Annotated in this window: 22 protein-coding genes; 9 read left to right on the forward strand and 13 right to left on the reverse strand. The window is 43.7% G+C overall.

Annotated features, from left to right (window positions below; genetic code table 11):
* The first annotated feature begins 33 nt into the window (after positions 1-33).
* Both IC007_RS11840 and IC007_RS11845 read left to right on the forward strand, forming a co-directional pair.
* The gene (locus tag IC007_RS11840) at positions 34-1209 is read left to right on the forward strand and encodes an ABC transporter permease (protein WP_054845806.1); all 1176 of its coding nucleotides are present in this window, start codon (positions 34-36) and stop codon (positions 1207-1209) included.
* A 29-nt stretch (positions 1210-1238) separates the two neighbouring features.
* Complete coding sequence (locus IC007_RS11845) at positions 1239-1472, forward strand: Lrp/AsnC ligand binding domain-containing protein (protein WP_054845807.1); 234 nt, start codon at positions 1239-1241, stop codon at positions 1470-1472.
* 289 nt (positions 1473-1761) lie between these two features.
* Here the strand turns inward: IC007_RS11845 and IC007_RS11850 are convergent, their stop codons facing one another.
* Positions 1762-2046, reverse strand: a complete 285-nt coding sequence (locus tag IC007_RS11850) for a hypothetical protein (RefSeq protein WP_054845808.1) — start codon at positions 2044-2046, stop codon at positions 1762-1764.
* A gap of 147 nt (positions 2047-2193) precedes the next feature.
* Here IC007_RS11850 and ccr1 point away from each other — a divergent pair, with 147 nt between their 5' ends.
* Complete coding sequence (gene ccr1, locus IC007_RS11855) at positions 2194-2370, forward strand: aCcr1 family cell cycle regulator (protein WP_054845809.1); 177 nt, start codon at positions 2194-2196, stop codon at positions 2368-2370.
* Here ccr1 and IC007_RS11860 read toward each other — a convergent pair.
* The 6 genes from IC007_RS11860 to IC007_RS11885 all read right to left on the reverse strand — a co-directional run bounded on the left by IC007_RS11860 (position 2365) and on the right by IC007_RS11885 (position 5823).
* On the reverse strand, positions 2365-2991 hold the full coding sequence (locus IC007_RS11860; protein ID WP_054845810.1) for an MBL fold metallo-hydrolase: 627 nt from the start codon (positions 2989-2991) through the stop codon (positions 2365-2367). The genes ccr1 and IC007_RS11860 overlap by 6 nt on opposite strands.
* Before the next feature lie 8 nt (positions 2992-2999).
* A complete protein-coding gene (locus IC007_RS11865; RefSeq protein ID WP_149528816.1) occupies positions 3000-4163 on the reverse strand; it encodes an isopropylmalate synthase in 1164 nt (387 codons plus the stop codon).
* A 12-nt stretch (positions 4164-4175) separates the two neighbouring features.
* Positions 4176-4754, reverse strand: a complete 579-nt coding sequence (locus IC007_RS11870) for a 6-hydroxymethylpterin diphosphokinase MptE-like protein (protein WP_054845811.1) — start codon at positions 4752-4754, stop codon at positions 4176-4178.
* A gap of 62 nt (positions 4755-4816) precedes the next feature.
* Entirely contained in the window at positions 4817-5011 is a 195-nt protein-coding gene (locus tag IC007_RS11875) for a hypothetical protein (protein WP_054845812.1), read from the reverse strand.
* Positions 4995-5414, reverse strand: a complete 420-nt coding sequence (locus IC007_RS11880) for a HEPN domain-containing protein (protein WP_149528817.1) — start codon at positions 5412-5414, stop codon at positions 4995-4997. Before IC007_RS11880 ends, IC007_RS11875 begins: the two co-directional genes overlap by 17 nt.
* On the reverse strand, positions 5401-5823 hold the full coding sequence (locus tag IC007_RS11885) for a hypothetical protein (protein ID WP_054845814.1): 423 nt from the start codon (positions 5821-5823) through the stop codon (positions 5401-5403). Before IC007_RS11885 ends, IC007_RS11880 begins: the two co-directional genes overlap by 14 nt.
* 30 nt (positions 5824-5853) lie before the next feature.
* Between IC007_RS11885 and IC007_RS11890 the strand changes: the two genes are divergently transcribed.
* A complete protein-coding gene (locus tag IC007_RS11890) occupies positions 5854-6363 on the forward strand; it encodes a hypothetical protein (protein ID WP_149528818.1) in 510 nt (169 codons plus the stop codon).
* Positions 6353-6769 (forward strand): 6-pyruvoyl trahydropterin synthase family protein, encoded by a 417-nt coding sequence (locus IC007_RS11895; protein WP_054845816.1) that lies wholly within the window; start codon positions 6353-6355, stop codon positions 6767-6769. Before IC007_RS11890 ends, IC007_RS11895 begins: the two co-directional genes overlap by 11 nt.
* Here IC007_RS11895 and IC007_RS11900 read toward each other — a convergent pair.
* Both IC007_RS11900 and IC007_RS11905 read right to left on the reverse strand, forming a co-directional pair.
* Entirely contained in the window at positions 6753-7196 is a 444-nt protein-coding gene (locus IC007_RS11900) for a hypothetical protein (RefSeq protein ID WP_054845817.1), read from the reverse strand. The two genes, IC007_RS11895 and IC007_RS11900, sit on opposite strands and share 17 nt — an antisense overlap.
* Positions 7174-8655 carry a dihydropteroate synthase-like protein gene (locus tag IC007_RS11905; RefSeq protein ID WP_149528947.1) on the reverse strand — a complete coding sequence of 494 codons (1482 nt, stop codon included), beginning with the start codon at positions 8653-8655 and terminating at the stop codon, positions 7174-7176. Before IC007_RS11905 ends, IC007_RS11900 begins: the two co-directional genes overlap by 23 nt.
* A 311-nt stretch (positions 8656-8966) precedes the next feature.
* Here IC007_RS11905 and trxB point away from each other — a divergent pair, with 311 nt between their 5' ends.
* Both trxB and IC007_RS11915 read left to right on the forward strand, forming a co-directional pair.
* Positions 8967-9938 (forward strand): thioredoxin-disulfide reductase, encoded by a 972-nt coding sequence (trxB, locus tag IC007_RS11910; RefSeq protein ID WP_149528819.1) that lies wholly within the window; start codon positions 8967-8969, stop codon positions 9936-9938.
* Positions 9935-10690: an inositol monophosphatase family protein gene (locus tag IC007_RS11915; protein ID WP_054845818.1), complete on the forward strand. Its 756-nt coding sequence runs from the start codon at positions 9935-9937 to the stop codon at positions 10688-10690. Before trxB ends, IC007_RS11915 begins: the two co-directional genes overlap by 4 nt.
* Before the next feature lie 316 nt (positions 10691-11006).
* Here IC007_RS11915 and IC007_RS11920 read toward each other — a convergent pair whose 3' ends face one another.
* The 3 genes from IC007_RS11920 to IC007_RS14100 form a co-directional block, all read right to left on the reverse strand.
* A complete protein-coding gene (locus tag IC007_RS11920; protein WP_232048928.1) occupies positions 11007-12800 on the reverse strand; it encodes an AAA family ATPase in 1794 nt (597 codons plus the stop codon).
* Positions 12801-12892: 92 nt separating this feature from the next.
* Positions 12893-14431, reverse strand: coding sequence for a phytoene desaturase family protein (locus IC007_RS11925; protein ID WP_054845819.1), 1539 nt, complete (start codon positions 14429-14431; stop codon positions 12893-12895).
* Positions 14428-14550, reverse strand: coding sequence for a hypothetical protein (locus IC007_RS14100; RefSeq protein WP_256202550.1), 123 nt, complete (start codon positions 14548-14550; stop codon positions 14428-14430). Before IC007_RS14100 ends, IC007_RS11925 begins: the two co-directional genes overlap by 4 nt.
* A gap of 40 nt (positions 14551-14590) precedes the next feature.
* Here IC007_RS14100 and IC007_RS11930 point away from each other — a divergent pair, with 40 nt between their 5' ends.
* Both IC007_RS11930 and IC007_RS11935 read left to right on the forward strand, forming a co-directional pair.
* Positions 14591-15694 (forward strand): alkaline phosphatase family protein, encoded by a 1104-nt coding sequence (locus tag IC007_RS11930; RefSeq protein ID WP_054845820.1) that lies wholly within the window; start codon positions 14591-14593, stop codon positions 15692-15694.
* Positions 15687-16247, forward strand: coding sequence for a phosphoribosyltransferase (locus IC007_RS11935; protein WP_054845821.1), 561 nt, complete (start codon positions 15687-15689; stop codon positions 16245-16247). The genes IC007_RS11930 and IC007_RS11935 overlap by 8 nt, the downstream gene beginning before the upstream one ends.
* On the opposite strand, the gene IC007_RS11940 is transcribed toward IC007_RS11935, so the two are convergent.
* The gene (locus IC007_RS11940) at positions 16237-17898 is read right to left on the reverse strand and encodes an acyl-CoA mutase large subunit family protein (RefSeq protein ID WP_149528820.1); all 1662 of its coding nucleotides are present in this window, start codon (positions 17896-17898) and stop codon (positions 16237-16239) included. The genes IC007_RS11935 and IC007_RS11940 overlap by 11 nt on opposite strands.
* Positions 17899-17917 lie beyond the last annotated feature (19 nt).

The raw sequence follows: 17917 nt of genomic DNA on the forward strand, positions 1-17917 counted from the left end.
TCATGAAATCTAAAGGTGTCGTTTTTGAGCTTAATGACTTTACTGAGGAAGGAATGGATAGACATAAAGAGGGACAAGAAACTCCTTATAGGTACCCTGATCCTTCCATTCTTCATTCTCCCTCTCATAGGTGTGATACTGTACGCTTCAGTCGTATCACAGCCTCCGGTCATAGAACTGGTAAACCAGTCTCCATCAAATTCGGTTTATGTGGACGAAATAGCCTCTTATATAACATCCCACGGAGGGCAAGTGATAAACTCGAGCGATTCTAACGTTACTCCTGACGTTATCCTCACGTTCCCTGCAGGGTTCTATAAGAACATGACGTCGCTGGGAGGAAAAGGGGAAGTATACATGACCATAGAGATTTCCTCCAACACAAAGGCGCAAGACCTTGTAGACAACGCGCTCTACAACGTCCTCTATAACGTGTCCTTGTCGAGGATATCCCATCTCATAAACGCGTCTCACCTCAACGTGAGCCCTTCTAACGTAAGGGAACCTCTAGAGGTCGTTTACACTTACATTACCCCAACTCACCACGTCACGACTCAAGCTAGGGATCAACTGGTAGAGCTCGCCAGGATAATAGCCTTAGTACTTTTCCCTAGTGCTACTCCCGTGATCTTCTTCATTACTGACGGGATAACTGGAGAGAAGGAAAGGAAGACATTGGAGTCGCTCTTGGCTTCTCCCATATCGCCAATGGAGTTCATAGTTTCCAAACTCGTAGTGTCAATGTTTCTAGGTCTCATGTCTTCCTTAGGAGACCTGATAGGCATTTCCGTGTTCTCCCTGTTCGCATCAACCATCTTCGGTATATCACTCTCACTTTCTGCGTCCTTCGCTTCTCTCATAGTAGGTATTTACGTAGAGACGGTTCTACTCACAGCTGCAATCAGCCTCATACTTCTCCTAATTTTCGGAGGGTCGACGAGGAACATACAGATAATAAACTTCCTGGTATTGAGCTTCGGCATGATAGCTTCCTTCACTGCACTTTTCATCAACTTAGCTCAGGTTACTTTCCCCCTGTCTTTAATATACATGATACCTTACGAACAGTTAAGTGCCTCGCTTCTGTTCTATGTATTCGGATTGCCTGGAGAATCCATATTCTATCTATCAGTAACGTTAATTGCATCTATAGTTCTGCTATTTATATCATCTAAGCTGTTCAACCCTGAGAGACTACTTTTAAAATAAGACTAAGAGAAATAGTAATGGGCTATTAAATGGCAGAAAGATACGCTGCGTATGTTTTGGTTGTAACTTCCGTGGGTAAAGAGCAGGAAGTTGCGGAGCAATTGAAACAGTTAAACTACGTTAAGAGGGTGGAAAACGTTTACGGAGAATATGACCTTGTTATAGAGGTGGAAGCTCCTAACTCTGGGGAACTTAAGAACGTCCTAGAACAAGTAAGGAGAAACTCCTCAATAATGAGGACGGTTACTCTAATAATGATGTAAATTCAAGGAAAATTTTTTAAAAGTTTATTCCGATCTTTTTTTGGGTCCGTGTGAAATGCTCCTGTGTCCCAGGAGCTAGTGAGCACGGAAGGGTCCCCTCTGGACTTCCTCGTTTTAAGATGTTAGAGACGGCATGTATTGTATTACTCAGTTATTTTTCCTATCTCGTTCAGATTATTTCAGGGTAGAAGATAATTCGTATACTAAGGCCTAGATATATACTTCATGGATAAAAGATAGGATAAGGAGAGAACTCTGTGAGCTAGAGAAATAGTTTCAAACATGTTTCCTATTTATCTACTACTTCCACGTCTTCCTTGTCTTCCTCCATCATTTGCATCTTTCTCAGGAGCTCGTAAACTATTGCGTCCAGCTGAGCAACTTTAGCTTCTAAAAAGGCTATGCTCTCTTCATACTTTCCTTTCTCTTCGTCTTTTTCGTTGTCTGTATTACCCTCTACTCCATCTTTTATATACATCTTTACAAGGTCTGTCATTTGTATGCCCATTTCCTCAGCCTTCCTCTTCAGTTCGTCATACATCCACTCGGGCAAAGACAAATGTATAGTTGGCAATGTATTTTCTCCTCAATACAACTATTGCAAAAGGAATATTTTAGTCTTATTCTTGATGTAGTCTTCCTCTTTGAATAGGAATACGGTGTTACCGCTCCACATAATATTTAAGCCTAACGAGAGAAAGAAGTATATTTAGATGCAAAAATGAGAGTTGTTACGTTTAAAGTAGAGGAGGATTTACTAGAGCTACTAGATAGATACGCTATAAGGTACGGTCTAAATAGAAGTGAAGCAATAAGGAAAGCCATCGAGAAAGTCGTAAATGAGGAGATAAGTAAAGATACGGTACCATTGGCGAAAGTGGAAAAAATCAAGTTATAAATAAAACAATTTACCCTTGATATTAGTTTCGTCAAGATTTGCGTTTTTAGGACATATTTTGTTTATTTCAAATTTGTTTTTCTCTAATTCTAGAAAGCTTTCCACTGGATCCAAAGGCATGTAATGACCCTTCGTCCAGTAGTGAAGTGGGATAATTGCTTCAGGTTCAAGTTGCTCCACAAGCTCTGAGGCCTCCTTTGAATCTATGGTTATTATCCCACCTACTGGTAATGCCAAGAGATTTGCGCCCCTCAACTCCTTCATAAGCTCATCGTTAAGCGAATGGCCTAGGTCCCCCATGTGGACTAGAGTGAAATTATCACTCTTCCTCTTTATCTTGTAAATGACGTTCTTTCCTCTCCTTTTTCCATTCTCCTTGTCGTGAAAGGATTTGTATCCAGTAATAAGATAAGAGCCGAGGTCGAAAGTGCCTATCTGCTGTTCTTTTAGGACCTCATATTTCACTATCTGATATGCATTGTGGTCGTAATGATCGTGAGTAACAAGCACCAACTTCACTTCTGGATAGTCAGGAACTTGAAGTCCAATGCTTCCTCCGTCATGAGGATCGAGTAGAATCGAGTCAAATAAAAGAGCTGAATGACCAAAATACCTTATCATGGTTTAAACTAATGGGCCACGTATTTAAGGGCTATCCGCCTAGCGTCTTCCGATGTTATCTTCTCTCCCTTATCTGCCATAGCTTTGATCTCTGAGAGGACTTCCCTGAGGGAATTGTCGTCTAGAGATATTCCCTGGTCTTCGAGTATCTTCTTGAGCCCATGTATCCCACTGTGTTTACCCAGCTCTATCCTCCTGAAGTTCCCTACTTCCTCTGGAGTAAGGGGTTCGTATGTTGAAGGGTTCTCCAGAACTCCATGAACGTGGATTCCCGCCTCATGCCCGAAGGCGTTGTCGCCGACTATTGCCTTGAAGTAAGGTACGGGGACTCCAGTCAGTTCTGACACCATCTTGCTCGTCTCGTACAGCATCCATGTTTTCACGTTGACGTCGAAACCGAAGAGCTTCTTCGCACCCATAACAACCTCCTCCAGCGAAGCGTTTCCAGCCCTCTCCCCTATTCCGTTAACTGTAACGTGAACTTGTCTGGCACCAGCGTATACGCCTGCCAAAGAGTTAGCAGTAGCCAAGCCGAAATCGTTATGACAGTGGACGCTTACCACTTTATCTCCAGCTACGCTCACCACTTTCTTGATGAGGTCATAGAACTTGAAAGGTTGCATTGTACCTACAGTGTCGGGAATGTTAATCCTGTCAGCTCCCGCTTCAATTGCAGTCCTGACTGCAGTCAACAGGAAGTCCTCGTCTGTCCTCGTAGCGTCCTCGGGGCTATACTCCACAACCAAACCATGGTCTTTAGCATACCTCACGTTGTCGTAAATCCTATCCAACACCTCTTGCCTGCTCATCCTCAGCTTGTATTTCAAGTGTATGTCTGAAGTAGCTATGAACACGTGTATACTTCCTAGCCCGCTTTGGATTGTCTTATCTATGTCGTTCTTATTTGCTCTGGATAGACCTATCACCTCTGTGTTATCGCCCACTTCCTCCAAAATCTTCTTTGTTGATATGAATTCCCCTTCAGAAGACGCAGGGAAACCGGCTTCTATCACGTCTACGCCCATATCGGATAGACGCTTAGCTATCTTAACCTTCTGCTCTACAGTTAAGTCTATCCCTGGGGCTTGCTCACCGTCCCTTAAAGTTGTATCAAAAATTCTAACCGTGGAGAATACGCATCCCTTTTTGCACCAATGTTTTCTACTATTTATACCATTTAAATCTTACGTTAGAGAGTCGGCAAGACTCACCTTATTGTTAATGAGGTATATAACTTCCTTCGCTATACCAAGTTTGATCTTCTTCCTGAGATTTATGGGTACGTCTGCCTGAAAGTAAGGTTTCGAATACATACCTATCAAGTTGCTATCAAGATCCATGGCATAGAGTCTCACGGAAGATGCTCCTCCAACTAGAGACAACAAAACTGCCCTATCTCCATCGGTAAACCCTCCGTAGAGTTTTGCCCTACCAGTGTTAGCTACTTGACATGTACCTACTACCTTCTTGAGCTCTAACAATCGTTCGAGTTTGTCCATGTTGTCTCCATGAGCGTGAACCACATAGATTGGGCTTCTGTTCGGTTTGACTATCCCGTCAAGGTCAGTCACTACGATGTCCGGAACTCTTACGTGGGCCTCTAGAAACCTTGAGGCTCCATCTGCAGCAACTATCACTTCCTCTTCGATATGGCTTAAGTTAGATAGTGAAGGTCCTGCACCTACTACTGCGACTCTCTTATGCCTTATAACGTTCAGAAGATCTTCCTCCAGATCATCGAACAGAAACTGATTGAGCTTCATGCATGATAAATAGTCATCCCTTTCACTTATCCTTAGATATCCTCTTATCTTAGAATAAAATCCTATCCAGAACTCTTTATCTTGAAATAAATTTGATCACCGTCGTCCTTTACTACCTCTATCCCCATGTTCACTATATCGTGATAAAGGGGATTTCTCTTTGAAATTTTAAAAATAACTTGTTCTTTTAAATAATTTATGGCTTCTATCGGGTCTGAAGAACACGTATCGGAATCTAGGTCAATTATGGAACTCATCGAAGATCACGTTGATCTTGTCGAACAAGGAAGTGATCTCGTTCATTATTATCTCTGCCTCCTTATGCCTGATTACTACCGACGGAGTCTTGAGGGAAGATTCGTCGACTACGGTTGATGGAAACAGCTTAGCCTCTATTTCCTGAAGTTTAGATATAACTTCCTTCGTCTTCTCATCTAAGTCTTTGTCTCTTTTCAGGTACTCTAATGACACGGCGTTACCACTTGAAGACTTGGAATAGATCCCATATAGAGACAGCAATGCCTTGCTCATGTTCTCCACAGATTCATACAGCCTTATTGCTGTGTAAAGTAGATCTCCGTCATCAAATGCCATCTTTGCTTCCTTAAGAGTCCTGTTAGTCCTTAAGATGTATTCCGATGCTATTTCACTGTTGTTCAATATCAACTACCTCTCCTTTCTTGATGTCTGCTAAAAGTAAAATTTTCTTTTCGCTCTCCTCTATGGTCCTGAATTCCTTGCTGAACAGTTTATCTGGATCATATAGAACCTTTCCGAACATAGAAACGTAAATCAAGTAAGGTATGCTGAGTCTAGCTTCCTTGTCGGAGAATATAACCACCTGGATCTTTGTGTCTCGGTCCACGGGAGTGTCCTTTAATGCCCTCCTCATGAAGAACCATGATATCTCACCTCTTGAAGTGAATGAGACTCCAGATACCTCCTTGAGCACTATAACCAGGACTGGAACTTCCTCTTCTATATCTATGGCTGCAGCCCTGAAAGTGGTGCCGTACCACTTTATCATGTCCGACAATATTTTCTCAGATAGAGAAAACACTTGATTCATGTTTAATATTTTCGATTCTAAGATATAAGTGTGAACTCCGCTGAAAGATCGTTCCTAGAAAAGACGCCCAACATGAAGATAGAGGTAGTTGAGGAGAACGTTCCATGTTCTACTGAGTGTCTAAGGAAGTCAGAACTAGCGGAAGTATTGAACGACGAGTCCTTTAGGGAACAGATAGAGATACTCGACAGCATAATCTCGCTCATTAGAGATAACGTTAGCTCACTGAAAATGAAGGTGAAAGACATTCTAGGTGAGGAAGGAATCAGCTTGGAAAATGCAACCTACACTATCTATCACTTGGTAGAAGAGGGAGGAGATGTAGTTTTCGGCACTAACTACCTCAAATACAACGAAAGGCTAATTTTTGAAGGGGACTTCAACAGCATGAACTCGGTTTATAAGAAAATCTCCTCCATGAGGGAAGACCCAGACGTGAGGGCTCTTTGCGACCAGATAAGGAACCTCTGCGAGGCGACTTGGAGGCATGTTAATAAGAACCTGAGGAAGATGTTTACAAGTGAATCAAATGAAAGTTAAAATCGGAATGGAAGGTTTCACGATAGACTCGGCACACTATACTCCTTCCTCTCCAGGGAATGAACAGATACATGGCCACACGTACGAAGTATCTGTGGAGGTAGAAGGAGAGGTAGACGAGAAGACCGGATTCGTAATAGACTTCGATATATTCAAAGGAATAGTTCAGGACGTAGTTAGAGAGTACGACCATAAGCTCCTGATCCCCAGGAAAGACGCGGACAAAATAGAAATGAAAGGACCCTTCGTAGTACTCACGAAGGTAATAGACCATCCCTTTGCCACCGTGGAGTACATAGGCCAGGATATAGCAAAGAAGTTACATGAGAAGCTAAAGGGGAGTTACCAGATACGTTTGAAGATAAGCGAAGGCAAGGGAGCTTACGCGGTCATAGAGTACCCTTAATATGTCTTATCCCAATGTTGTCGATCCAGAGGGAAGCCTCTAGATTGGAGGAATGAAAACATATTCCCGGAGTACCTAGACATTCCTCCCTTTCTTCCATGATAGCTCGTTTAACTTCTTCAACCCTGGTTATCTTCCCCTGATTGTTCATTTTTTTGACATACCCCCTCTTTTCAAACCTGACAATTGGGCTGTCCTCCCTGAAAATGAAAACTCCGCCGAAGATAACTGTATAGCAGAATCTAGGTTGAGCCTTACAGAGGTCTTCATAGCGGTCTTCTTTCGCACCCAGGAGAAGTTTCCTCTCCATATCATTTGAGTTCTCTAGTGTTACTATTGGAGGTATTACTGACACTGTGAGATAATAGTCGGCGTCATCTCCTTCCAGTCTAGCTTCGATGAACTTAGGTATCGATATTCTCTCCATTTGGAATCCTCTTAAATAACGGTTTGTCTTGAATATAATTTTTATCAATTGAAAGTGCTACCTCAGCCTTGGACAGCTCATATCCTATGTAAAGAGCATGCTCTAGGGAAGGCTTGACGCCTCTCTTCTCCAGTTCCCTGATTAGGCTCCTTCCCAAGCTGAGTGCGTCTTTCCCGTGTAGCTTTATTTCACCGCCTTCTCCCATCCACTCTACGACTATGTCTTCATCAGATAGGTATATCCTTGAAAAGCCTCTATCCATGGTTGGCTCATTCCTTCCTATTTCGATACCTCTGCTTGGCTCCCTTGGGATTCTTCTCTTATCCTTAAGTATTAACAAGTCTATACCGACGTCCTTTGGTAACTTAGACTTGGACATGGCTATTGACATCATCTTCCCAGCTTCCCTTGTCTCCCATGCGCTCCACTTAGTCTTTCCCTTATCCATGGTTAACAGACATGAAGCCCCCAACTCAGCTGCTATAGCTACCATCGATGCGTTCACCCCCACACTGTCTACATCAATCAACTCGGTGAAGTTGAGTATCCCCATCATGATGGGGACGTCATTAATAGCTTCCCTCAGGCTGGAGTACTCCTTCACGCTATCCACGAAACCCTTCAGGGGCGGAGATAGGACAGGGTCTGCTATCATCCTGTCGAAACCCATCTCTTTAGCCTTCTTCAAAGTAGATAACACGACCTGACTCTTATTGTTAACTTCGTAAGGAGCAACAACGAAGCATGCATCCCTCTTAACTTGAGATAGAGCTTCAATGTTTCTTTCGTTCATGTTAAAGACGAACATAGCCCCTGCCTTAACTCCCTCCACGAGCTCACTCGGAGAATCGCTGTCTATTCCTACGGGCTTGCCTAACTCTATGGCTTCCTTAACTTTCCTTCTAACTTCGTCCCTATCCTCATGACCGACTGGAAAGCCTACAACTATCACGTCGACATATTTCTCTACCCTTCTAATGTCAGATAGTTCCTGTTTTTCAGCCACTTCTAGAAATATCCTAAACGGAGGCGGTCTTAAGGGAATTCTCAATCCTGAAACCGTAAATGCTTCCCTGAAGTTGCTTTCAATTTCACGTAGATACTTTTCACTATCTCCCTTGGAGATGAACTTGTCAGCTGGGTCCCTAGGGGAAAGCGATTTGCCTTGTAAGAGCGCTTCAACTGCTAAATTGATGTCCCATGCTTCCTCTGTTCCCTTTACTGTTGGGATCCCGGTGGCTCGCTCTACGAGAGTCGCATCACCGAAAACCAAACCTGGAAGGATGATGTAATCATAACCTCTAACTCCCTTCAGCCTCTCAGCTATGTATCTAACGTTCATTAGCGCAGCTACGGGTACGTCCATAGCAACTATGTCTATTTCAGCGTTCCTTATTGCCTTAACTGCTTCAGAGAGTATAGGGTAAGCCAATTTACCAGTAACTAAGAGAATCTTCAACATGCTCATTTTATAGGAAGTGGTAAAAAAGAATACTTTCAAGTTGAATCTTTTAGCTCCAGACAAATGTTTTAATTCAATTTTCTTGTAGATTATCAATATATTCTTAACTAATTAATACATATATATAAGTAATATATATATTATAGTAGAAACTAGATATTTAGGAATCGAGAACAATTATTTTTAAGAATCATGAGAAAGAATTAGTCTCTACTCTGAGAGTGCAGTCGTGTTAGAATCAACATCTTAACATTAATATCAAAAATCTAAAGGGAAAAAATTAAAGTCGCGTAAGAGTGATTTCTCTTATGAGCTTACTACCAAAATCGTCAAATGTAAAACCAGGAGAGAAATTTGACGTTATAATAGTTGGATTAGGTCCCGCAGCTTACAGTGCTGCTCTATACTCAGCAAGGTATATCATGAAGACTCTCGTCATAGGTGAAACCCCTGGAGGACAGCTAACTGAAGCAGCTGACGTTGATGACTACTTAGGACTAATAAACTTACCAGCCCAAAAGATGATTGAGACGTTCAATCAGCACATAGAGAGGTACAACGTACCAGTCTTAATCGATACAGTTGACTCAATAAAGAAAGAGGGAGATGAGTTCATAGTGAAGACAAAAAGGAAGGGGGAGTATAAGGCTTCCTCCGTAATCGTTGCGATCGGCGTAAAGAGGAGAAAGCTTAACGTGCCAGGAGAGGACAAGTTCACGGGTAGGGGAGTTTCATATTGCTCAGTTTGCGATGCTCCCCTATTCAAGAATAGGCCAGTGGTTATAGTAGGAGGAGGAGATTCCGCTCTAGAGGGAGCCGAACTTCTCTCAAGATACGCTACTAAAGTATATTTAGTACATAGAAGAGATGAATTCAGAGGTCAGCCGTATTATGTAGAGATAATAAAACAGAAGCCCAATGTCGAAATCATCCTTAACTCTACGGTCACCGAAATAAGAGGAGAGAAGATAGTCAATAAAGCCGTAGTTAAGAACCTGAAGACCGGTGAAACAAGAGAGCTCGACGTGAACGGAGTATTCGTGGAGATAGGTTTCGAGCCACCGATAGAGTTCGCCAGAACCAACGGAATAGAGACTGACGAGAGAGGATACATAAAAGTCGACGAATGGATGAGGACTAACGTTAAGGGAATGTTTGCAGCCGGCGACTGTACTGGACTCTGGATGGGATTCAGACAAGTGATAACAGCAACCGCACAGGGAGCTGTAGCGTCTCACGCAGTGTACACTTACTTGAACGAAAAGAAGGGAAAGAAATGACTGATTTAAGGGAGATCCTTTTATCCCTTTCTAAAGAGCTCTTCTCATACATGAATGAGATCAGAAGGGATCCTGACTCGTCTAGGATTGTTGGTTACCACGCTGGAGATACAAGTAGAATAGCTGACAGGGAAATAGAGACTTTCATATCACAATACTTCAGTAAGAGCGGGCTCAAAGTGAAAATGGTTACAGAGGAATCAGGAATCATCGACCCAGGGAACGCAGAATACATAGCTGTAGTGGATCCGTTAGACGGAAGCAGTAACTTCGTCATGGGAATACCTTGGTATTCTGTATCTATAGCAATGTTTGACGCTGACTCTTCCTCTTTAAGAGAGTCTAAAGCTGGAATAGTAGCTAATCTAACGACGGGGAAAACTTACTCTTACGATGAGGAGAAGGCATATGTAGAAGGGAAGACTCCAGTCGATAGCCCAAACACAGTACTTGCATATTACGATATAGATCAGATAGATGAAGCAGTAGAGATCATGAGTAAGGTCAAGAGACCGTTTAAGGTGAGGACATTAGGCAGTGCGTCCCTTGACATGTCGCTAGTGTGTGAAGGAATGGCTTCACTTTACTTTGATATAAGAACTAAGCTGAGGAATGTTGACATAGCTGCTTCTACCAATTTCTGTACAAGAATGGGTTACCGTGTAGTTGATGATGAGGAAAATCCAATAAATGCCACAATCTCAGACGTAGTTAGAATAAAGAATTGGGTAATAGTTACAAAAAAGGAATAGCGTGCATATATACATATTGCATATATATCTTTTATATCAGGTTAAAATAATTAATAGATTTATCTTTAACATAAAATACCTCAGCAAATTGGCTATTCATTCCCACTTCTGTTCACGAAGTTCCTTCCTACTATTCTTAACTCCTAAATAGAGCTTCTTATGGACTATAGTATAACTCATTTTATAGACTGTTGTAACTACAAAATGATTTACTCAACTTCCTCTTTTATTCTATCATACTCAATATTATTTTTGCTTAATAAATATAGGACTAAGAAGTGCTTGTAGGATATTTTTCTAGATGTCCGAGAAGTTTTTAGTCAACTTTTGACTTGCTAGACTTCGTTACTTTTACCCTCTTCTTTTCTTTGTATGAGGGCTTTATCTTTCCGAGAGCCCACATCATATCGTCAAAAGTAAGCCTACGATCCTTATTCCCCTTTATTATTTCTTTCAAAACTACCATCTTTGCCTCTCTCGCTATCGCGGTCAAATCTGCTCCGGTATAGCCATCCGTCATCTTCGCTATCTGAGAACAACCAACTCTATCGCACACATCCTTTCCTAGGTACTTCTCAAGTATGTCAAGCCTCTCGCTCTCATTAGGAAGAGGCATCTCAATTATTTTATCGAATCTACCGGGTCTAAGGAGAGCTGAGTCTATTACGCTCATCCTATTAGTTGTCCCTATTACGACGACTTGTTTCAAACTCCTTATACCATCCATCTCGGTTAAAATCTGGTTTACGATCCTCGAAGATTCCGAAGCGTTCTTGTTTCTCTTAGATGCTATAGAGTCGAGTTCGTCGAGCAGGATTATTGAAGGCTTGTTCTCCCTTGCCCTGTTAAAGACCTCCTTTATTGCGGCTATAGCTCCCTCATATCCCTTGTACATTATCTCAGCTCCACTCAATGGGATGAGCTTGACGTTTAACGTCCTAGCTAGTGCACGCGACATCATGGTCTTGCCTACGCCAGGAGGGCCGTAAAGTAGAACTCCCCTTATTGGAGGGACCTTCAAGTCCTCTAGGAGTTTATAGTGGAAGAACTGCAGCTCCAAAAGCTCTTTCAGATCTGCCTTAACTTGATCGTATCCGCCAATGTCCTCCAGTGTGGACTCTGTCTTTTCCTCTATGTCTATTTCCCTGACAGACCTCCTTTCGAAGTCTAGTTTAAATTTCTCGTAGTCCTCTAGCATCTGAAGGGTTATGCTCGGCTTGTAGCTCTTTATGACATCGAGGAAATCCTTCATCTCTATTAACCTTTCCTTACCGCTCTCTATAACCTCAGCTGCCACCCTTCTAGCCACTTCTTGACATATGTTTGCTAGATCCGCCCCGCTATATCTCTCAGTCATCTCTGCTATCTTCTTTAAGTCGACTTCAGGAGAGAGCGGTTTGGATTTACAATGAATGTTTAGGATTTCCATTCTTGCGTTTAAGTCAGGCGGGCTTACATAAAGTAACTTATCAAACCTACCTGCCCTCAGAAGGGCCTTGTCCAACATTTGAGGTACGTTGGTGGAGCCCACTATGATCATGCCATCGTCTGATTGCATGCCGTCTATCTCGGAAAGCATGAGGGAAAGAAGTCTGGGAGTTACGGAGTCCCCTGTGTGGTTCTCCCTCTTTACACCTATCGTATCTATCTCGTCGAAGAAGAGTATACAAGGAGCGTTCTTCCTAGCGTTAGCGAAGAGCTCTTTCATTCTTGCTTCGCTCTCGCCGTACCACTTGCTCATTATGTCGCTTATGTTAACGTATATGAAGTTGATCTTGGCGTCGTTAGCCAAGGCCCTCATCATGAGAGTTTTACCGCAGCCAGGGGGACCGAATAGCAGAATCCCCTTAGGTGCTTTTAATCCGTACTTCTTTGCCACGTTCTCGTATTTCAGAGGCAGTTCTATGTAATCCCTTATTTCCTTCTTTAGGCCTTCGTAACCACCTATGTCATTCCAAGTTATCTTATTCTCTATCCCTAGTTTCTTCTGGTTTTTTGCTTGAAGCTGTATAGATTTCTCACTGTTAGCAAAGTTTGTCGTTGACTTACCGAACAGTTTCATGGCTATTACTACTATAATACTAAACGCTATTACTAATAAAATGCTCATAAAAGAATCGCTTCCATACATTCCTGTCATTTCATATATGGAAGAGCAGGTTTAAATAACATTAATAAAGAAAACGAGAAAAATTCTTTCTTTCAAACACCTAAATCTTCTAAAACCGCGTGCGCGGCGTTGTAACCTGGAGCCCCGGTCACCCCTCCTCCTGGATGAGCTCCTGAGCCACACAGATAGAGTCCCTTGATAGGGGTTCTGTATCTGCTCATCCCCACGGTAGGTCTGAAAACGTAAAGCTGGTCTGGAGTCATGTCTACATGGAATATGTTTCCTTCCCATATCCCAAATCTTCTCTTTATATCGAGAGGAGTTATGACCTCGTATTTTATTGGCTTGAAGTTAGGCGCATATTCCCTTATTTTATCTATAGTTATGCCGGCTATTTTCTCCTTCATGTCGTCTAGTTTGTTGCTGAAAGGTAAATATTGCCCGAATATGGAGAAAACGTGCTTGCCTGAAGGTGCGACCGTAGGATCTACTGAGGTCTGGAAGTTGATGGATAGCCACGGTTCTCTTGAGTACCCTAATGTCCTAGCATCGTCGTATGCTTTCTCTATATAATCTACGTTTGGCATTATGAGCTCTGAAGCTACGTGTTCAGGGCTGAGAGAGGTGCCGTTCCCGAAGTCAGGCAGTTCCTCAGTATAACCTACAAGCTTGAATGAGACTCCCTTACTTTTGAGAGCTGAGATCCTCTTGGTCACATCGTTATCCACTTCTTTGACTAACCTCAGGAAGGTAGTCTTTGGGTCAGTGTTTGATAAGACTATCCTCGAATTTATTACCCTACCGTCCTTAGTCTTGACTCCCGTTACAGTATCGTCCTTTACGAGAATCTCTTCCACCTCGGTAGATGTGATTATGTCTACTCCAACTCTGACCGCAGCTTTCGCCATAGCTGAGGTAACTCCTCCCATCCCTCCCCTGACGTAGCCCCACATTCCCTTGATACCATTCACCTCTCCTATGACGTGATGTGCCAGGACGTAAGCCGTGCCAGGAGTTGAAGGGGACGCGAAAGTCCCTACCACTGAGTCTTCTATAAGCGCTGACTTAACTTCATCGCTCTCGAAAAATTCGTCCAGAAACGACCTAGCATCCTGGAGGAAGGTCCGGCCTATCAAGGTGAGAGTTTCCTCGTCTATAGACCCCTTAAATCTATACAAGAGATCTCCTACTTCTGAGAGTGAGATAGGAGGGTTGAGCATGAAGAAATCTGCCATCTGATAGAAGGAGTCCCAGAACCTCACCCACTTACTATAAGATAAAGAGTCTTTCCTGGAGAACTTCTCTATTTCCTTCTGAGTCCTCTTCAAGTCGTTCCAAATATAGAGATTTTTCCTCCCACCTAAAGGTAAGAATAGACCGGGATCCTTGTTGTAAACGTAAAGCCCGTTCCCTTCGAGGTTCATGTCGTCTATTATCCTCTGTCTCAACAAGCTAAGCACGTAGGCACCTGTTGATACCTTTATGCCAGGCCAGAGCTCTTCAGTAACTGACGCCCCGCCTACAATTTCTCTTCTCTCCAGTATAGCTACCTTTAGACCCCTCCTTGCCAGATAAAAGGACGCTACCAGACCGTTATGACCTCCTCCAACTACGATAGCGTCGTAGTTCATACTCTCCCCTTCTTTCTCAGGAACCACAAAGCTATCCCTGCACCAAATCCGAAAATTACTAGTCCCATAGCAACGTATGACAGATCTATAAGAAGCCCTACTAGCGAAGTTGAATCCATACCCATAAACGCTTAATTAATTAGAATAAATCTTTATCCTATGGATTTACGATATCCTGATTATTCGTCGGAAAACATCTACACGCTAGCGTGCGGCATATCCTCCTTCCTTGGGGTGGAGAGGAACTGCTTGGGAAAGATCGAAGTACACAGTAGAAGAGCGGCCTTGGTTCTTCTCGACGGACTGGGATGGAGTACGTTGGGCAAAGTCGGCATACCTAAAGAGGCGAGGAAGATTACCACAGTCTTTCCTTCCACTACTTCAACAGTTCTCACGACTCTATTCACCGCCATGACGCCGGGAGAGCACGGCGTGTTGGGGTACAACACATTCGTGAAGAGAATGGGAGGCGTGATAAACACCCTGAGGTTCACACATCCATCGGTGAAGGAGAGGGACTCCTTCAAGGACTCTATAGGTTTCGACAAGGTATTTCCGAACGTGAAGGGATACCTGAAGGAGGTAAAGGAAAAGAAGACCGTTGAAATAGTGCCTAGAGGTATAGACGGAAACGAGTTCTCGAAGGCTACACATGAGAACACTACAGAGACTAAAACTTACTCCAATCTGTGGGATGCCCTTTACATTTTCTCAGATTCACTTCAAAAAGACTACGACTTCGTCTATCTTTACATCCCCGACGTTGACACCATGTCCCACAAGTATGGTCCTTATGTGGAGCCTACCGTCTCCACGGCTAAGGCTGTTTTCGAGGGAGTTTACAACGTTGCCAAGAACAACGCCGACAAGTTCTCCACCTTCATAACTGCAGATCACGGCCACGTCTCCGTATCAGAATCTTTGATTCTCATGGACGACAAGGAGCTCATGGACATGCTCGAAGTTCCTCCTTACGGGGACTCTAGAGCGCTCTTCATGAGGTCGAGGTATGATTTATCAACATATATTTCCAGAAAGTACGAGACGTTGAAAATGTTTTCCAGGAATGAGGTGTTGGAGAAGTCCCTCCTCGGTAGAGTAGCGGACCAGTCTTACGTTCCAGACTACATCGGCGTTCCAACTGACTATAAGTCATACATCTTTGATTACAAGGACAACGGAGAGTACGCTAAGCTCAAAGGTCATCATGGAGGACTCCTGCCCGAAGAATTCGAAATACCATTGGTGGTCTTAGGTGAATGACTTCTACGTCCCTACTTGGGACGAGATAGAGAAAGCCACTCTCAACATAGCAGAGCAGGCCGTCGACTCGAACTTCATTCCAGACGTAATAGTTGCAATACCAACCGGGGGCTTAGTTCCCTCCAAGCTCCTGAAGGACGTAATGAACGTGGATAGAATTAGGTATATAGAAATAAAACTTTACAAGAACGTCGGACAAAAGGACGTAAAGCCGGTAGTGAAGTCGGTGTGTCTTGACGACGTGGAAGGCAGGGACGTCCTGGTAGTAGACGATGTGGCAGATAGCGGAGAAACGTTGGAGACCGTGTCCAACGTGATCGCCATGTTTTCTCCAAAATCGGTGAAATACGCTACAGTCTACGTTAAGCCTTGGGCCAGGAAGTACCCAGACTTCTACTACAAACTTGTGGACAAATGGGTAATCTTCCCCTGGGACAAATGGGACGTGGTGAGGGAGAAGCCCGAAGTTAACGTAGACAACAAGGACATATACCTAAAGGTCGAGAAGAAAATGAAGGAAATTACAAACAAAAATAAGGATCTTAGAAGATAATTGGTTCCTTATACTCTCCCCATATTTCCCTTAGGGTCTTGCTTGTCTCTCCTACGGTTGCTCCGGCCTTTATAGCGTTGTACATGTATGGGAACAAGTTCACGTCGTTATTCTCGGCCATCCTCCTCAGTTCGTTGAGGGAATCCCTGACCTTCATCTCGTCCCTCTCTGATCTATATCTCTTTAGTCTTTCCATTACAGTGTCCCTAACCTCAGGCTTGACCCTGAAAACTTCAGTGGTCCCTACCCAGTCAGGCTCATAATACATGTTTACTCCTACTTTCACCATCTCTCCTGTTTCAATCATCTGCTGTATCCTGTAAGCGCTTTCAGCTATTTGGGACTGCGGATAACCTGCACTTATAGCCTTCAGCATTCCTCCCATAGAGTCTATGGTATCGATGATCTTCCAAGCTCTCTCTTCTATCTGGTCTGTCAGCCACTCAATATAGTAAGACCCCGCCAGGGGGTCTACAGTGTCAACTGCACCGCTCTCATGGGCAATTATCTGTTGTACTCTTATAGCTATCTTAGCTGCCTTCTCGCTCGGTAAAGAAAGCGCCTCGTCGTAGGAGTTGACGTGTAGGCTCTGGGTTCCACCCATAACTGCAGCCAAGGCTTGAAGTGTTGTCCTCACTATGTTGATTTCGGGCTGCTGGGCGGTAAGTTCAGCCCCTCCGGTTTGAGTGTGGAACCTAAGCATCAATGAGTCGGGCTTCTTAGCATTGAACCTCTCCTTCATTATCTTTGCCCACATCCTCCTCGCAGCCCTGAACTTGGCCACTTCCTCGAAGACGTTCGTATACCCCGCAAAGAAGAATGAAAGATGAGATGCGAACTCGTCTACCGGTATTCCCCTCTCAGCGGTCTGCTTCACATATTCTATTCCGTCTGCTAGCGTAAACGCCACTTCTAGGGGAGCGTCAGCCCCCGCTTCCCTTATGTGGTACCCGCTTATACTTATGGGGTGCCATTTAGGCATGTTCTTCGCGGCATACTCTATCACATCTATGGCATACCTCATCGACGGCTCCGGTTGGTAGATGAAGTTCTTCCTTGCTATGTATTCCTTCAAGATGTCGTTCTGAACAGTACCGTCAAGTACCTTTGCAGAGATCCCCCTGCTCTCAGCTGTAGCTGCGTACATGGAGACCAGCTCCATTGCGGTGGCGTTTATTGTCATGGAAGTTGATACTTTATCCAAGGGTATCTGGTCCATGACCCTATCCATTTCCTTCCAATGGAACATAGACACGCCGACCACTCCCACCTCACTCATCGCCAGGATATGGTCTGGGTCTAGCCCCAACTGAGTAGGCAAATCGAAAGCCATGCTCAGCCCGGTCTGTCCTGCAGCCAGGAGGCTCCTGAACCTCTTGTTTGTGTCATCAGCGGAACCAAAGCCTGCGTACTGCCTAATTGTCCATATCCTCCCTCTGTACATGTTAGGGTAAATTCCCCTAGTGAACGGATACTCACCTGGAAGCCCTATCTTATCCATGTAGTCTCCTTTCACATCTAGGGGAGTATAAAGCGGACTTACTTCAATCCCAGAAGGAGTTCTGAATATCTTCTTCCTCTCGGCTCTCTTGGCTACCCATGTTTTGTACACTTTCTCTTGCCATTCATTTATTTTATTTTCTATGTCCACGAGAAATACCCATGTATGT

This window comes from Sulfuracidifex tepidarius (assembly GCF_008326425.1).
GTDB lineage: Archaea > Thermoproteota > Thermoprotei_A > Sulfolobales > Sulfolobaceae > Sulfuracidifex > Sulfuracidifex tepidarius.

Excerpts from the sequence above, each read along its gene's own strand:
- IC007_RS11840 (WP_054845806.1), top strand. The coding sequence starts at position 34 with ATGACTTTACTGAGGAAGGAATGGATAGACATAAAGAGGGACAAGAAA.
- IC007_RS11845 (WP_054845807.1), top strand. The coding sequence starts at position 1,239 with ATGGCAGAAAGATACGCTGCGTATGTTTTGGTTGTAACTTCCGTGGGT.
- ccr1 (WP_054845809.1), top strand. The coding sequence starts at position 2,194 with ATGAGAGTTGTTACGTTTAAAGTAGAGGAGGATTTACTAGAGCTACTA.
- IC007_RS11860 (WP_054845810.1), bottom strand. The coding sequence starts at position 2,991 with ATGATAAGGTATTTTGGTCATTCAGCTCTTTTATTTGACTCGATTCTA.
- IC007_RS11870 (WP_054845811.1), bottom strand. The coding sequence starts at position 4,754 with ATGAAGCTCAATCAGTTTCTGTTCGATGATCTGGAGGAAGATCTTCTG.
- IC007_RS11875 (WP_054845812.1), bottom strand. The coding sequence starts at position 5,011 with ATGAGTTCCATAATTGACCTAGATTCCGATACGTGTTCTTCAGACCCG.
- IC007_RS11885 (WP_054845814.1), bottom strand. The coding sequence starts at position 5,823 with ATGAATCAAGTGTTTTCTCTATCTGAGAAAATATTGTCGGACATGATA.
- IC007_RS11895 (WP_054845816.1), top strand. The coding sequence starts at position 6,353 with ATGAAAGTTAAAATCGGAATGGAAGGTTTCACGATAGACTCGGCACAC.
- IC007_RS11900 (WP_054845817.1), bottom strand. The coding sequence starts at position 7,196 with ATGGAGAGAATATCGATACCTAAGTTCATCGAAGCTAGACTGGAAGGA.
- trxB (WP_149528819.1), top strand. The coding sequence starts at position 8,967 with ATGAGCTTACTACCAAAATCGTCAAATGTAAAACCAGGAGAGAAATTT.
- IC007_RS11915 (WP_054845818.1), top strand. The coding sequence starts at position 9,935 with ATGACTGATTTAAGGGAGATCCTTTTATCCCTTTCTAAAGAGCTCTTC.
- IC007_RS11920 (WP_232048928.1), bottom strand. The coding sequence starts at position 12,800 with ATGAGCATTTTATTAGTAATAGCGTTTAGTATTATAGTAGTAATAGCC.
- IC007_RS11925 (WP_054845819.1), bottom strand. The coding sequence starts at position 14,431 with ATGAACTACGACGCTATCGTAGTTGGAGGAGGTCATAACGGTCTGGTA.
- IC007_RS14100 (WP_256202550.1), bottom strand. The coding sequence starts at position 14,550 with ATGGATTCAACTTCGCTAGTAGGGCTTCTTATAGATCTGTCATACGTT.
- IC007_RS11930 (WP_054845820.1), top strand. The coding sequence starts at position 14,591 with ATGGATTTACGATATCCTGATTATTCGTCGGAAAACATCTACACGCTA.